14 protein-coding genes are annotated in these 15,383 nt (G+C 64.8%); 6 read left to right on the forward strand and 8 right to left on the reverse strand.

Going from position 1 to position 15,383, the window contains the following annotated elements:
• Positions 1–186 precede the first annotated feature (186 nt).
• From tolB to tolQ, 4 genes are all read right to left on the reverse strand, one after another.
• The gene (gene tolB / locus F3H41_RS08190) at positions 187–1,491 is read right to left on the reverse strand and encodes a Tol-Pal system beta propeller repeat protein TolB (protein ID WP_149738053.1); all 1,305 of its coding nucleotides are present in this window, start codon (positions 1,489–1,491) and stop codon (positions 187–189) included.
• Positions 1,492–1,629: 138 nt separating this feature from the next.
• Positions 1,630–2,745 carry a hypothetical protein gene (locus F3H41_RS08195; RefSeq protein ID WP_149738054.1) on the reverse strand — a complete coding sequence of 372 codons (1,116 nt, stop codon included), beginning with the start codon at positions 2,743–2,745 and terminating at the stop codon, positions 1,630–1,632.
• 10 nt (positions 2,746–2,755) lie between these two features.
• Complete coding sequence (gene tolR / locus F3H41_RS08200) at positions 2,756–3,211, reverse strand: protein TolR (RefSeq protein WP_149738055.1); 456 nt, start codon at positions 3,209–3,211, stop codon at positions 2,756–2,758.
• A 36-nt stretch (positions 3,212–3,247) separates the two neighbouring features.
• Positions 3,248–3,964 carry a protein TolQ gene (gene tolQ / locus F3H41_RS08205; RefSeq protein WP_149738056.1) on the reverse strand — a complete coding sequence of 239 codons (717 nt, stop codon included), beginning with the start codon at positions 3,962–3,964 and terminating at the stop codon, positions 3,248–3,250.
• Positions 3,965–4,363: 399 nt separating this feature from the next.
• Here tolQ and F3H41_RS08210 point away from each other — a divergent pair, with 399 nt between their 5' ends.
• From F3H41_RS08210 to ftsH, 6 genes are all read left to right on the forward strand, one after another.
• On the forward strand, positions 4,364–4,618 hold the full coding sequence (locus tag F3H41_RS08210) for a hypothetical protein (protein WP_149738057.1): 255 nt from the start codon (positions 4,364–4,366) through the stop codon (positions 4,616–4,618).
• A 256-nt stretch (positions 4,619–4,874) separates the two neighbouring features.
• Positions 4,875–6,227, forward strand: coding sequence for a phosphoglucosamine mutase (gene glmM, locus F3H41_RS08215; RefSeq protein ID WP_149738058.1), 1,353 nt, complete (start codon positions 4,875–4,877; stop codon positions 6,225–6,227).
• Positions 6,228–6,538: 311 nt separating this feature from the next.
• Positions 6,539–7,390 carry an outer membrane protein gene (locus tag F3H41_RS08220; protein ID WP_149738059.1) on the forward strand — a complete coding sequence of 284 codons (852 nt, stop codon included), beginning with the start codon at positions 6,539–6,541 and terminating at the stop codon, positions 7,388–7,390.
• A 227-nt stretch (positions 7,391–7,617) separates the two neighbouring features.
• The gene (gene ybgF / locus F3H41_RS08225; protein WP_149738060.1) at positions 7,618–8,622 is read left to right on the forward strand and encodes a tol-pal system protein YbgF; all 1,005 of its coding nucleotides are present in this window, start codon (positions 7,618–7,620) and stop codon (positions 8,620–8,622) included.
• The gene (gene tilS, locus F3H41_RS08230) at positions 8,612–10,126 is read left to right on the forward strand and encodes a tRNA lysidine(34) synthetase TilS (RefSeq protein WP_149738061.1); all 1,515 of its coding nucleotides are present in this window, start codon (positions 8,612–8,614) and stop codon (positions 10,124–10,126) included. Before ybgF ends, tilS begins: the two co-directional genes overlap by 11 nt.
• Positions 10,127–10,243: 117 nt before the next feature.
• Positions 10,244–12,175, forward strand: a complete 1,932-nt coding sequence (gene ftsH, locus F3H41_RS08235) for an ATP-dependent zinc metalloprotease FtsH (protein WP_149738062.1) — start codon at positions 10,244–10,246, stop codon at positions 12,173–12,175.
• 71 nt (positions 12,176–12,246) lie between these two features.
• Here the strand turns inward: ftsH and ybgC are convergent, their stop codons facing one another.
• The 4 genes from ybgC to ruvB are packed head-to-tail and all read right to left on the reverse strand — an operon-like array spanning position 12,247 to position 15,182.
• Positions 12,247–12,687 carry a tol-pal system-associated acyl-CoA thioesterase gene (gene ybgC / locus F3H41_RS08240; protein ID WP_149738063.1) on the reverse strand — a complete coding sequence of 147 codons (441 nt, stop codon included), beginning with the start codon at positions 12,685–12,687 and terminating at the stop codon, positions 12,247–12,249.
• A 10-nt stretch (positions 12,688–12,697) separates the two neighbouring features.
• Positions 12,698–13,234: an NUDIX hydrolase gene (locus F3H41_RS08245; RefSeq protein WP_149738064.1), complete on the reverse strand. Its 537-nt coding sequence runs from the start codon at positions 13,232–13,234 to the stop codon at positions 12,698–12,700.
• Positions 13,235–13,237: 3 nt separating this feature from the next.
• Positions 13,238–14,140, reverse strand: coding sequence for a metallophosphoesterase (locus tag F3H41_RS08250; RefSeq protein ID WP_149738065.1), 903 nt, complete (start codon positions 14,138–14,140; stop codon positions 13,238–13,240).
• A 1-nt stretch (position 14,141) separates the two neighbouring features.
• The gene (gene ruvB, locus F3H41_RS08255) at positions 14,142–15,182 is read right to left on the reverse strand and encodes a Holliday junction branch migration DNA helicase RuvB (RefSeq protein WP_149738066.1); all 1,041 of its coding nucleotides are present in this window, start codon (positions 15,180–15,182) and stop codon (positions 14,142–14,144) included.
• Between the last annotated feature and the right edge of the window lie 201 nt (positions 15,183–15,383).

Below are 15,383 nucleotides of genomic sequence, written 5' to 3' on the forward strand. Positions count from 1 at the left end.
GTTAATCCGGTTTCAACGGTCATGGTTAATGTCTGGTTAAAAGAGCATCAACAGCCGCTAGATCAGCACTTTACGGCGAGAAAGCGGCAGCCTGCCACAATTAGGGAGAGGCCGGAGACACGAACGGCGCCCGAAAGGCGCCGTTTGCATGTGGATTTCCTGCCACAGATGCGGCACCCGCCCGCCCTATTCGAGAAGCGGCGACCAGGCCGGGTCGGAGGCGAAGCTCTTCGTGGGGATCATCTGCTCGTTATAGCCGGTCAGGTCGATCGAATAGAGCTGCGGACCGCCGGCACCGGCGGCCTGGCGGAAGAACATCAGCACGCGGCCGTTCGGCGCCCAGGTCGGGCCCTCATTGTGGAAGCCGGTCGTCAGGATGCGCTCGCCCGAACCGTCCGGCTTCATCACGCCGATCGAGAACTTGCCACCCGACTGCTTGGTGAAGGCAATGAGGTCGCCGCGCGGCGACCAGACCGGCGTCGAATAGGCGCCGTCGCCAAAGGAGATGCGCGTCTGGCCCGAACCATCGGCACCCATCACGTAAAGCTGCTGGCGCCCGCCGCGGTCGCTTTCGAAGACGACGCGGTTGCCATCGGGCGAATAGGAGGGCGAGGTGTCGATGGCGGCCGTATTGGTCAGGCGCGTCGTGGTGCGCGAGCGAAGGTCCATCGTGTAGATGTTGGAATTGCCGTCCTGCTGAAGGCTCATGATGACCTTCTGGCCATCGGGCGAAAAGCGCGGCGAAAACGTCATGCCGGGGAAATTGCCGACCACTTCGCGCTGTCCGGTTTCCAGCTGCAGCAGATAGACGCGCGGCTGGTTGCCTTCGAACGACATATACGTGATTTCCTGACGGTTCGGCGAAAAGCGCGGCGTCAGCACGATGTCGTTGGAATTGGTGAGCGCGCGCGCATTGAACCCGTCCTGGTCCATGATGGCGAGCTGGCGCTTGCGGGCCGTCTTCGGGCCGCTTTCGGCGACATAGACGACGCGGGTGTCGAAATACCCCTTCTCGCCGGTGATGCGCTCATAGATCGCGTCGGCGATGATATGGGCCACGCGACGCCAATTTTCCGGCTGCGTGAAGAACTGCTGTCCCGTCATCTGCTGGCCGGCAAAGGTATCCCACAGGCGGAATTCGGCGCGCAGGCGGCCATCGCCTTCCTGCGTCACGCGGCCCGTCACGAGCGCCTGGGCGTTGATGACGCGCCAGTCTTCAAAACGCGGCGCGGCATCGGGATTGGACACCTTCTCGATGAAGGCGCTCTTGTTGACCGGCGCGAAGAGACCGGAGCGCTTCAGGTCGGCGGCGATCACTTCCGAGATCTTCTGCCCCAGTTCGCCCTGCAGGAAGTCCGTGACGGCGATCGGCAGGGGCTCGACATTGCCCTTGTTGATGTTGATTTCCACGACAGCGTGCGCAGGCGAGGCAGCCAGCGGCACAATCGCCGCGAGCGCGATCAAAATGCGTGTGAACGTGCGTCTCAGCATGGTTTCAAAGCCTTTCAGCCGATTTCGGCATTTTCCTGAAGCACCGTTTCGATGGAATCGAAGCGGCGCTTCAGGATCTAATGTTTGTTTGGCGCATTTCCGGACGCAAAACCGCTGCACACTTTTGCTGGAAATGCTTCAGAGCATGGAGCTGGGATCGAAATTCACGACCACCTCGCTCCAGGAATCGTATTTGTCGGCGGGCAGACCCTTGAACGGCGAGGATTTCAGCACCGCACGCCGGGCACCGCCCGACAGCGCCCGCCGCGCCGCATCCGTGCCGCCGGTCGCCTCGACCTCCGGCTCGCCGATGATGGCGCCGCTCTCGTCGAGCTTGATGGTCACCTTGATGCGCACGTCGGAGGCATCGGCCATGCCGGGAATGATCGACCAGTTGTTCTGGATCTGGCCACGCAGGGCATCCATCTCGCTCATCGACAGCGTATTGCCGCCCGTCGTCTTCTTGCCGCCGAGCGAAGCCTGTTCGGTGGCGCGTTTGGCACCGCCGCCGGACGGGTCCTGTTTGTTGAGAAGCGCGGCGATTTCGTCGGCATTGAAGTCGCTCTCCTTGGCGGAGGCGGCCTTCTTCTGCTCCTTTTTCTTCTGCTCGGCCGTCTTGGTGTCGGCCTTGGCGGTCTCCGTCTCCGGCTTCTTCTCCACCGGCTTCTCGACGGGCTTTTCCGCCGCCTTTTCCACCTTCGGCTTCATCTGTGGCGTCGGCACATTGTCCGGCAGCGCTTCGGCCTCGGGGCTTTCGGCCGGCTTCGTCTCGGCCGGCACAGGCTCGGGCTTGGTCTCCGGCTTCACCTCCGGCTTGCTTTCCGGCAGCGCCGCAACTTCCTGCGGCACCGGCTCGGGGGCCGGCGCCTGCTCCTCGCTGGCCTTGATCTCTTCCTGCACGGGGTCCGGCGTCGGCGGCGCCTTTTCGGTCTTCTCCGGCGCGGCGGCGCTTTCCGTTTCCTTCGGCTTCACATTCGGCGTCGGCGTGTTTTTCAGATCAACGGTGTTCTCGCCGACATTTTCGGCGTTCTCCACGATATCCGGTCGCTTCGTCGGCACGGGCGAGGATTTCTCCGCCTTCGGCGCCGTCTTGTCGCCCTGCTGAATCTGGGTGATCGATTCCACCGGCACGATATCGACCGGCAGCGACTCGACGTCCATGACCTCGAAAGGTTCCGGACTGCCGAACGAAGCCAGCGCCAGGGTCAGCACCATGGCGTGCACAACGGAAGATGTGATGAGGCTTGCCTTCATCTCCGGTCGATCACTTGTCCGTTTCCTGCAGCGTCACCAGGCCGAGGTTCTTGAAGCCGGCCGCCGAGATGCGGGCCATGACCTTCATCACGGTGCCGTAATCGGCATTGGTGTCGCCACGCACATAAATGCGCTCATTGTATCCGGTGGTCGCGATCGCCTCGAGCTTCGGGACGACCTCGTCGAGGGCAATCGGCGTTTCCTGCAGGAAGATCTCGCCATTCGGGTTGACCGAGACGGTGATCGGCTGCGTGTCGGAATTCAGCGCCTTCGCCTGCGTTTCCGGCAGATCGATCGGCACGCCGACCGTCATCATCGGCGCAGCGACCATGAAGATGATCAGGAGCACCAGCATGACGTCCACGAAGGGCGTCACGTTGATTTCGCTCATCACGGCCTTGCCGCCGCGTCCACCGCGCCGACGACGACCGCCCGAACCCTTGGCACCGCCAACTGACATACCCATCGCGTGTCTCCTTGCCCGCCCTTGTCCAGCGCCGCTTTACTGTGCGGCCTGGCGGGTCTGCAGCTTCTCGTCGATCTGGCGCGACAGGATGGCGGAAAACTCGTCGGCAAAGCCCTCCATGCGGGCCGAAAGCTTAGCCGCATCGGCGGAAAACTTGTTGTAGGCGATAACGGCGGGAATGGCCGCCAGAAGGCCGATCGCCGTGGCCAGAAGCGCCTCGGCGATACCGGGCGCGACGACGGCAAGGTTGGTGGACTTCGAACCCGCGATGGCCTGGAACGAGGTCATGATACCGACGACGGTGCCGAAGAGGCCGACGAAGGGGCCGGCCGAACCGATCGTGGCGAGCGAGCCGAGCCGCGCCTCGAAGCTCTCGGCCTCCCGCGCCAGCGTCACGTCCATGGCGCGATCGATCCGCATCTGCAGGCCGATCGGCGAACGGGCGCCGCGCTCAAAGCTCTTCTTCCATTCGCGCATGGCGGCCACGAAGATGGCGCCCATGCCCGATGTCTGGCGGTCCGAGAGTGTGCGGTAAAGCTCTTCCAGCGACTGGCCGGACCAGAAGACCTGTTCGAAATTGTCGAACTGCCGGCGTGCCTTGTTGAAGGCGATGGTCTTGTCGACCATGATCGCCCATGTCCAGACCGAGGCTGCGAGCAGGCCGATCATGACCAGCTTGACCACGAGGCCCGCTTGCATGAACAGCGACCAGAGGGTCACGTCTGCCGTTGCGGCCAATCCTACCTGTTCCATCCTGTCAGTCCCCGAAATCGGAATGCCCGGCAAGAGCATCAGCCGCTCACCGCCGGGTGGCAAAAACTTGGGTTCGTACAAGAGGGGCCCGGCCGGTGCCGCTGATCGTCGAGGCCGGCGATCATGAAGCGTCGTATTGGGCCTTCTTGCCTTCAAATTTGGTCAAAGGATGACGTGGCACTGCACAAAATCCTAACGGTCGCAGTAAGACATCATTATCGTTAATAGAGGGTTACCGCGCCCGCTGCACGGCCCCTGCAAAAGGGGCCAGAGGCCTGTTCCCGGGGGGACAGCGCGGGACGGGCAAAAGGGCGATTGTCCGTCTCAACGGATGAGGCGGTCTCATCCAGCAGCGACAGCCAGAACCGACAATCAAATCTGCACCAAGGAGCCCTCCCCATGCGCAAGCTCATCCTCTCCGCCACGCTGACCACCCTCGCCGCCCTCTCCTTCGCCGCCCCGTCCATGGCCGGCGGCTGGGACGATGGCTGCAACGACGACGCCCGCAGCTACCGGCCGACGCACCATGCCAGCTACGCCTGGAGCGCGCCGCGCCGCGAGTACCAGGAAGAACCGACCTGCTACGTCCGGGTCGTCAAGGACTGGGACAGCTACGGCGACGTCATCATCCGCAAGGTCCGCGTCTGCGAGTAAGGCCGACGTTGGAAGACCGAAGACAGGGCGGCGCGTCGGCAACGGCGCGCCGCCTTCGTCCGTGCGAACAGCGTTGGTAACGGGATGTAATGAATTCTGATGGCAGCATGGATGCCGGCATGATCCGTTTTGTGGCAGAACGGGTCCAGAATCACCGTTTGCAGCGCACGAGCGCGCATCCGAGACCGGCCCCGCACGCGATCGAGCACCCGCGCCCATCGCAACAGCACCGGCCGGTGAGCATGATGGAGACACTATGAAGCGCAAGTATTTCGGCACCGACGGCATTCGCGGCCAGTCGAACATGTTCCCGATGACGCCCGACCTCGCCATGCGCGTCGGCATTGCCGTGGGCACCATCTTCCGCCGTGGCGCCCACCGCCACCGCGTGGTCATCGGCAAGGACACCCGCCTGTCCGGCTACATGCTGGAAAACGCGATGGTCGCCGGCTTCACCGCCGCCGGTGTCGATGCCTTCGTTCTCGGCCCGATCCCGACGCCGGCCGTCGCCATGCTGACGCGCTCGCTGCGCGCCGATATCGGCGTGATGATCTCCGCCTCGCACAACCCCTATGAGGACAACGGCATCAAGCTCTTCGGCCCCGACGGCTACAAGCTCTCCGACGAGATCGAAAGCCAGATCGAGGAATTGCTCGACCAGGATCTCTCCAACCAGCTCGCCCGCGCCGGCGACATCGGCCGCGCCAAGCGCATCGACGGCGTGCATGACCGCTACATCGAGCATGCCAAGCGCACCCTGCCCCGCGACGTGACGCTGAAGGGCCTGCGCGTCGCCATCGACTGCGCCAATGGCGCCGCCTACAAGGTGGCCCCCGCCGTGCTGTGGGAACTTGGCGCCGACGTCGTCACCATCGGCGCGGAGCCGAACGGCAAGAACATCAATCTCGAATGCGGCTCGACCCACCCCGAGACCCTGTCACGAAAGGTGCATGAAGTGCGTGCCGACATCGGCATTGCGCTCGATGGCGACGCCGACCGCGTGCAGCTCGTCGACGAGCGCGGCACCATCATCGACGGCGACCAGCTGATGGCCGTCATCGCCGACACCTGGGCGGCCGACGGTCTGCTGCGCGGCAAGGGCATCGTTGCCACCGTCATGTCGAACCTCGGCCTCGAGCGCTACCTGAAGGCCCGCAAGCTCTCCCTGCAGCGCACCAAGGTCGGCGACCGCTACGTTGTCGAGCACATGCGCGAACATGACTTCAACGTCGGCGGCGAACAGTCCGGCCACATCGTGCTCTCCGATTTCGGCACCACCGGCGACGGCCTCGTCGCCGCCCTCCAGGTGCTCGCCGCCGTCAAGCGTTCCGGCAAGACCGTCAGCGACGTCTGCCACCGCTTCGAGCCGGTGCCGCAGATCCTGAAGAACGTGCGCGTCATGACCGGCAAGCCGCTGGAGGACCCGCAGGTTCGCCAGGCGATCGCCGATGCGGAAGCTGCGCTGGCCAAATCCGGTCGCCTCCTGATCCGCCCCTCCGGCACCGAGCCGCTGATCCGCGTCATGGCGGAAGGCGACGACCGCGGCCAGATCGAGCGCATCGTCGACGAACTCATCAACGTCATCGGCAGCGCCCGCAACGCGGCGTGAGCCACACAGAGCCCCGCACGAAGACCGGCTTACGCCCTTTCTCTGTCATCCCGGCCACCGAGCCGGGATCCAGCCGCCGCGCGTGTGCGCGGCGAAAGACGTCTTTCAGACCAAAGACTTGGTCTGGCTGGATGCCGGAGTGAATCCGGTATGACCTCGGCCTTGCCCCACCCTTCAAAAACATCCGCAAAACACGGTGTACTCGCCCTTAACGTTAAGTCGCGTTTAACCATTCTTCTTCATCATACACACCAATTCCGACAGAAGGCCTCGGCTCGCCGCGGCGTCGAGAAAGATATTGGAGTGAGACCATGAAGTACGGATTGATGGGTGTTGCTGTCCTTCTCGCCAGCAGCACCGCGGCTCTCGCAGCCGACTTTTACCAGCCCCCCGTCGAACAGCCGATCATCGAGCAGCCGGTCATCGAGCAGCCTGTTGCCTCCGCCGGCGGATGGTACCTGCGCGGCGACGTCGGCTACTCCTACACGAAGATGCGCGGCGCGCACTTCTTCCAGGGCTCGAACGCCAATGTGGCCCATTTCGCCTCGGCCAAGGTCGACAACACCTGGACCGGCGGCATCGGCGTCGGCTACCAGGCCACCCAGTATCTGCGCGGCGATCTGACGCTCGACTATTTCGGCAAGAGCGACTTCCGCGGCTCCACGATCGGCGGCTGCGGCGTCGCGACGGCCTGCACCTCGCGTGACATCACCTCCTTCTCGGCCCTCAGCCTGATGGCCAATGCCTATGTCGATCTCGGCACCTACTACTCGGTCACGCCCTATGTCGGCGCCGGTATCGGTGGCACGCGCGTCAAGTGGGACAAGCTGCGCAACACGAGCTGCGAGACGGGCAACCCGGCCAACTGCGACCCCACCGTGGAGCATGGCGGCGGCGAAAACTGGCGCTTCACCTACGCCCTCATGGCCGGCGCTTCCGTCGACATCACCTGCGACCTGAAGGCCGATGTCGGCTACCGCTACCGCCGCGTGCTTGGCGGCAACATGTTCGGCTATGCCCAGAACGGTGGCCCCGGCTACGACAAGGGCTTCAACATGCACGAAGTGCGCGCCGGCCTGCGCTACTCGCTCGGCGGCTGCGCCGAGCAGGTCGCCTACGAGCCGCCGCCGGTGTCCTACGAGCCGCCCCCGGTCTTCAAGTAAGCCGGGACGTGACCATAATGTTCGCGAAGGGCCGTCCCGTGAAGGGGCGGCCTTTTGCGTCAAAAGGACAGCCATCGTCCCCCTCGGGCAAAAGGACCCTCGCCATGCCTTAAGATTTCCCTATTTTTCCGTGAGCCTTCTGCCAATCCCCTCGCACATGTGCTTGGCTTGGCAACGTCTTCAACGACCGCCCCCCGGGCGGGAACCCACTCAGACAGGAAAACGAGATGAAGCAATTCGTCGTGGCAACGATGATCGCGCTTTCTGCCTGCTGCGCCACCGCCGGACCCTCGTCCGCCGGTCCGCTCACCGCCTTCATGACGCCCCCGGTCGCCAGCCAGTCCAACCTGCCCGTCGTGCGCGTCCAGGCCGAAGCCGGCCGCATCACCCAGCTTGAGGAACAGATCCGCCAGTTGAACGGACGGATCGAGGAAATGAGCTTCCAGCTGCTGCAGATGCAGGAGCAGATCCGCAAGTTCCAGGAGGATAACGAGTTCCGCTTCCAGGACCTCGAAAAGGGTGCCGGTGGCAACAGGAAACAGGGCGCCGTCACACCTCCGCCATCCGCAGAGCAACAGGCCTCCGTCACGCCCGGCGTGACGGATGGGTCCGCAACCGCCGTCGATCCCTCGACGGCGGGCGCCGACCAGCAGGCATTGAACAGCGCGACCGGCGCCCCGGCGGAGACCCTCGGCCAGATCGTCTTCGACGAGAACGGCAATCCGGTCGCCGCCAACCGGCAGCAACAGCCGCTTGAGCAGCAGTCCAGCCTTCCCGGCGTCAGCACGACCACCCCGCCGGCCACGCAAGGGGCGACCCAAGGTCAGACCCAGCAGAGCGCCTCGCTCGACAATCCTTCCGATCTCTACCAGGTGGCCTATGGCCATGTCCTGGCCGGCGACTATGCCCAGGCCGAGCAGGAATTCCGCGACTACCTCGATATCTTCCCCAAGGGTGAAAAGGCCGCCGACGCCAATTTCTGGATGGGCGAGGCCCAGTATTCGCAGGGCAAGTTCTCCGAATCGGCCAAGACCTTCCTCAACGCCCACCAGGCCTTCTCGTCCTCTCCGAAGGCGCCGGAAATGCTGCTGAAGCTCGGCATGTCGCTCGCCCAGCTCGACAACAAGGAAACCGCCTGCGCCACCCTGCGCGAAGTCGGCAAGCGCTACCCCAATGCCTCCTCTGCCGTGAAGGGCAAGGTCAAGAGCGAGCAGAACCGCCTTGCCTGCTGAGGCAACGACGATTGCCACGAGCGAAGACGCTGGCGAGGCGATGGCCGTGACCCCGCCGAATGACGATCAGGCCCCCGGCCTCACCGGGACGCGCGCTGCGCACCCCCATCCCCACGATACTCTGCACGTTACTCCGCCCGACAGCTCATCCCCGACCAATGCCATGAACGCCGGTACCGCGCTGCCCGCTCCCGCACGGCCGAAAGCCTGCGCATCGCCCGTCGAGATGGCCGCAGCCTTCCTTGCCACCCTCACCCGTCCCGGCCCGCTTCTCGTCGCCATTTCCGGCGGCAGCGATTCCCGCGCCCTTCTCCTCGCGCTGCATGCCGCCGGCGGCCGCAACCTCGTTGCCGCAACCGTCGACCATCGCCTCAGGGCCGAATCGGCAGCGGAAGCCGACGAGGTTGCTGCGCTGGCCGCCACGCTTTCCATTCCCCACGAGACGCTCCCCTGGCACGCCGACAAGCCGCGCTCAGGCCTGATGGCCGCGGCCCGCATGGCGCGGTATGACCTCCTGTGCGATGCCGCCCGCCGCCATGGCGCCGTCGCGGTCGTCACGGGCCACACCGCTACCGACCAGGCCGAAACGCGGACGATGCGACGATTGCGCTCCGGTGACGAGACCGAGGCCGGAATGGCCGATGCCGTGCTGCACATGCCGAGCGGCGTGTGGATCCTGCGGCCTTTCCTCTCCCTTGAGCGCGATACGCTGCGCGCCTATCTCCGGGCCGCCGGCCACGGCTGGATCGACGACCCCTCCAACAGCGATCCGCGCTTCGAGCGCGCACGCCTGCGCCGAGCCGGCGCGGTCCCCGATCCTGTGGACGCTTTCCCGTTGGCTGGCGATCGAGATCTCATACGCCACCGCGCAGCCGAAAGCGGAGAAGCCGCGGCCTTCCTGCGCATCCACCTGCAGATGCCGACGCCGCGCATCGCGCGCCTCTCGCCCGGTTTTCTCGCCGAACTCCCCGGCCCCGCCGCCCGCCGGGCGCTCTTCACCCTGGCGCGCATCCTCGGCGGGCGCCAGCATGGGCCCGGTCGTCTGGCGGAAGATCGTCTCCTCGCCTTTCTCGCCGCGGGGACACCGGGGCGCCGGACGGCATCGCGCACCGTTTTTGACCGGCGCCGCGACGGTCTCTGGCTCTACCGCGAAAGCCGCGACCTCCCGTCGGTCACGGTTCCCGCCGGAGAGACCACCGTCTGGGACAACCGCCTGCGGATCATCAATCCCGGTCCGCAGGCGCTGACCGTCGGTCCGAGCCGCGATCCGCACGCTGTCGCGGCCCGGCTCACCGCCATCGGCCTACCGTCAGCCATCGCGCGCCGCGCCGCACCCGGCGAGCCGGACCTGCCGCCAACGAGCGCTGACGCCAATCCCGGCCTCGTTCCCCTTCTTGCCCCCTGGGACACCTTTTTGCCGCGTTTCGACCTGACAATTGCGTCTCTTGTCGCAGAGCGTGTCGGGCTTCCCGCCATAGCGCCGCCACCCGTCGCGACAAATTAACGGTTTTGCCGGCATGGCCGGCGGTTTGCCTTGGCAAGCGGGCACCGCGACCCTATGTTAGGCGCAAGTGGAAAGCGCTTCCTGCGCGTGTCCTGACATGAGGTTCCGGGGAGTTCGATGAACCCTAATTTCCGTAATTTCGCCCTCTGGGCGATCATAGCGCTCCTGCTGATCGCGCTGTTCAGCATGTTCCAGCAGCCCACCGAGCGCAGCGCCTCGCGCGAGATTCCCTTCTCCCAGTTCCTGAAGGATGCCGACGCCAGCCGAATCAAGGATGTGGTGATCACCGGCAACAGGATCGTCGGCAGCTACACGGAAAATGGCACGACCTTCCAGACCTATGCGCCGAGCGTCGATACGGCCCTGACCGAGCGTCTGGAAGCCAAGGACGTCACCGTGACGGTTCGCCCGGAAACGGACGGCTCGTCCGGCTTCCTCTCCTACATCGGCACACTGCTGCCCATGCTGCTGATCCTCGGCGTGTGGCTCTTCTTCATGCGCCAGATGCAGGGCGGCTCGCGCGGCGCCATGGGCTTTGGCAAGTCCAAGGCCAAGCTGCTCACCGAAGCGCATGGCCGCGTGACCTTCGCCGACGTCGCCGGCGTCGATGAGGCCAAGCAGGACCTTGAGGAAATCGTCGAATTCCTGCGCGACCCGCAGAAGTTCCAGCGTCTTGGCGGTCGCATCCCGCGCGGCGTGCTGCTCGTCGGCCCGCCCGGTACGGGTAAGACCTTGCTCGCCCGCTCCGTGGCCGGCGAAGCCAACGTGCCCTTCTTCACCATTTCGGGCTCCGACTTCGTGGAAATGTTTGTCGGCGTCGGCGCCTCGCGCGTCCGCGACATGTTCGAACAGGCCAAGAAGAATGCGCCCTGCATCATCTTCATCGACGAAATCGACGCCGTCGGCCGCCATCGTGGCGCCGGCCTTGGCGGCGGCAATGACGAGCGCGAACAGACGCTCAACCAGTTGCTGGTCGAGATGGACGGCTTCGAGGCGAATGAGGGCATCATCCTGATTGCCGCCACCAACCGCCCCGACGTTCTCGACCCGGCCCTTTTGCGTCCCGGCCGTTTCGACCGCCAGGTCGTCGTGCCGAACCCTGACATCAACGGCCGCGAACGCATCCTCAAGGTTCACGTGCGCAACGTGCCGCTCGCGCCGAACGTCGATTTGAAGACGCTCGCCCGTGGCACCCCCGGCTTCTCGGGCGCCGACCTGATGAACCTCGTCAACGAAGCCGCCCTGATGGCCGCGCGCCGCAACAAGCGCCTCGTGACCATGCAGGAATTCGAGGACGCCAAGGACAAGATCATGATGGGTGCGGAACGCCGCTCCTCCGCCATGACCGAAGCCGAAAAGAAGCTGACCGCCTACCACGAGGCCGGCCACGCGATCACCGCGCTCTACGTTCCCGCTGCCGATCCGCTGCACAAGGCAACGATCATTCCGCGCGGCCGCGCGCTCGGCATGGTCATGCAGTTGCCGGAAGGCGACCGCTACTCCATGAGCTACAAGTGGATGGTTTCGCGCCTCGTGATCATGATGGGCGGCCGCGTGGCGGAAGAACTGACCTTCGGCAAGGAGAACATCACCTCCGGCGCTTCCTCGGACATCGAACAGGCCACGAAGCTCGCCCGCGCCATGGTCACCCAGTGGGGCTTCTCCGACCAGCTCGGCCAGGTCGCCTATGGCGAAAACCAGCAGGAGGTCTTCCTCGGCCACTCCGTTTCGCAGCAGAAGAACGTTTCGGAAGCGACCGCCCAGAAGATCGACAACGAGGTGCGCCGCCTGATCGACGAGGCCTATACGGAAGCCCGCCGGATCCTCACCGAAAAGAACCACGAATTCGTGGCACTGGCCGAAGGCCTGCTCGAATACGAGACGCTGACCGGGGAAGAGATCAAGGCGCTCATCCGCGGCGACAAGCCGGCCCGCGATCTCGGCGACGATACGCCTCCCTCGCGCGGCTCCGCCGTTCCCTCGGCCGGGCACAAGAAGGACGCGAAGGGTGAAGAGCCAGAAGGCGGCCTGGAACCTCAGCCCCACTGAGGACGGCGCATGACCGATATGAAAAACGCGGCTCCGGGCCGCGTTTTTTGTTTCTGCAGACGGGGTCCGCGTCATGCCATGCCGGTGAACCGTTCAGCCAACGTTTCCGGCAGCCGGCGCGGCCGGCCCTTGCCGTTGATGACGGCGATAATGACGCGGGCTGCGATCAGCGGCATGTCGTCGCGGCGGATGGTCTGTCGCAGGATCATCTTCGCGCCCCCCGCTTTTTCCGTTTGGGTCTCGATGGTCAGGATGTCGTCCATACGGGCCGGGCCCTTGAAGTCGATCTCCATCCGGTGGACGACGAAGACCAGCCCCTCCGTGTCGCCGGCAACGGCCATGGCGGCCTGCTCGACCCCCAGAAGACGCAGATAATCCGTGCGGGCCCGCTCCATGAAATGGAGGTAGCGGGCGTGATAGACGACACCGGAAAAATCGGTGTCTTCGTAATAGACACGCTGCACGAGCCGGTGGCCCTCGCCGGTCAGTTCGCCGGAAAGCGGGATCTGCATGGTCTGCCTCTCAGTCGCTCCGGCCCGCGGATCGGCCCGCCCGGTCAAGGTCGCCATCGTCGAAGACGAGGTGCTCCGTGACGATCGGCAGGTTCTCGATGCGATCCTTGAAGAAATAGGGGGGAATATCGAGTGCCGTCAGCGCTGCGCGGGTGGCGGGCACCCATTTGAACTCCAGTTCGTTGCCGCCATCTTCCAGCCGGTGGACGATGCCGCCCTCCGGGTCGAAGGGGAAATCGACGGGGATCTCCATGCGGTAGTAGAAGCCGAGCTCGTGCCAGCGGCGTTTTTCATAATGGAAGAAATTCTCGACCACAAAGAGGAGCGGGCCGATGCTCACCTCGACCCCGAGTTCCTCGATCATCTCCCGGTAGAGCGTTTCGGCCGAGCTCTCGCCGATTTCCGCCCGCCCGCCGGGAAAGGTCCAGAAGGGCTCGTGCACGGCCCGGTGCACGAGCACGTGGCCCTCACGCAGCCCGAGACCGGCAATGCGATAGTTGAAGCGCGACGGCTTGGCATCGATGCGGATCATGCGGCGTTTGGCCATGTGCTATCCCAGTTCCACGACGACGATTTCAGGCGGCATGCCGACCCGAAGCGGCAGGCCCGTGCAGCCGAGACCGCCCGACACGATCAGGTTTTTCCCCTCCTCCACAATATGGCCGTAGCGGTAGCGCTGGCCGTATGCGGAAGGCACGAAGGGCGCATAGTTGAACATCTGCACCTGGCCCCCATGGGTGTGGCCGCACAAGGTCAAAGCGACGCGATCGGGCATATGGGCGAAAATGTCGGGCTCGTGCGCCATCATCACCACCGGCGCATCATCGGTGATCGCGGCCATGGTTTTCGGAACATCCGCAAGGCTGGTCATGTCGAAGGACCTGCCGGGGACCGCTTGGCGCAGCGCGCGCTGGTCTTCGAGGCCGGCAATCCAGAGGCCATGCCCGTCCTTTTCCAGCCGCTGCGCCGTGTTGGAATAGACGGGAATACCGTGATCGCGCATCATTCGGTGCAGGAAGGTTTCCGGCAGCCGCTCACGCTGCGCATCCATGTCCTCCCACCAGTCATGATTGCCCATCACGGCGTGAACGCCGAGCGGGGCGGAAAGCCGCGTGAGCGGCTGCAGCCAGGCAGCGGGCGCCAGCGGTTCAGCCACATGGCGGATCCCGATCACGTAATCGCCAAGGAGCACGATCATGTCGCCGCCGAGCCCGTTGGCGACATCGACGATGGAACGGATCCTGTCGGCATCCATCCAGGGGCGGCACGCATGGATGTCGGCGAGCGCGACAATCCGAAGCCTCAGCCCCGCCGGCCAGTTGGGCGGTGTCAGGCGATAGGTTGTGATGACCGGTTGGCGCATTGGCTCAAAGCCCACCGCATAGCCACCGGAAGCAAGACCGAGCGCACCGAGGCCCGCAACGGACCCGAGAAACTGGCGACGCGTCAGCATCTCACTCGTCCTCGGTAAAGAGGCGGAACTGCGCGGCTTCCAGCTCCTTCGGTGGCTGGAGGCCGAGATGCCGCCAGGCATTCGCCGTCAGAACCCGCCCGCGCGGCGTACGCTGGATGAAACCCTGCTGGATGAGGTAGGGCTCGATGATGTCCTCGATCGCATCGCGCGGCTCGGAGAGGCCAGCCGCGATCGTTTCGATGCCGACGGGCCCGCCGCCGAAATTGACGGCGATCATGTTGAGATAGCGCCGATCGAGCTGGTCGAGGCCGAGACTGTCGACATGAAGCCGCGTCAACGCCTCGTCGGCGATCTCCTTCGTCACCGCCTCGGCCCGCGCCACTTCCGCAAAATCGCGCACCCGGCGAAGGAGCCGCCCGGCGATGCGCGGCGTGCCGCGGGCGCGGCGGGCAATTTCGCGCGCGCCGGCATCGGTCATGCCGAGCCCCATCAGCCGCGCCCCGCGCCGCACGATCAGTTCCAGTTCCTCGACGGTGTAGAAGTTCAGCCGCACCGGAATGCCGAAACGGTCGCGCAGCGGCGTCGTCAGGAGGCCGAGGCGGGTGGTGGCCGCCACCAGCGTGAACTTCGAAAGGTCGATCTTCACCGAGCGGGCCGCCGGCCCCTCGCCGATGATGAGGTCGAGCTGGAAATCCTCCATGGCGGGATAGAGGATTTCCTCCACCGCCGGATTGAGCCGATGGATTTCGTCGATGAAGAGCACGTCACGCTCTTCTAGATTGGTGAGGAGAGCCGCGAGATCGCCCGCCTTGGCGATGACGGGACCGGACGTGGAGCGGAAATTGACCCCAAGTTCCTTCGCCATGATCTGCGCCAGCGTCGTCTTGCCAAGGCCCGGTGGCCCGACGAAGAGCACATGGTCAAGCGCCTCGCCGCGGTTCTTCGCCGCCTCGATGAAGATCTTCAGGTTGGCGCGCGCCTCGGCCTGCCCGGTAAACTCGTCCAGCGTCTGCGGGCGAAGCGCGGTGTCCACGTCCTCGCCGCGTTTATCGGGCGCCAGCAGCCGGGAAGGGTCGTTCATGCGAAAGGTCCAGTTCGTGCGGCGGGACGCGCGTCCCCTTGACGTTACAAGTTGACATTACAAGCGTGATCTCACCGGCCCAGGGCCGCGAAACGGTGTGCGGGCTAACGTTCCTCATTGCCGAAATCATGGCGATGCAATCGTTCAAGCCTCACCCCTTGCTTATGCGCGAAGCAAGCTGATTTGCAAACCACGTCCCGG

The sequence above is a fragment of the Rhizobium sp. RU20A genome (assembly GCF_900155885.1).
Lineage (GTDB): Bacteria > Pseudomonadota > Alphaproteobacteria > Rhizobiales > Rhizobiaceae > RU20A.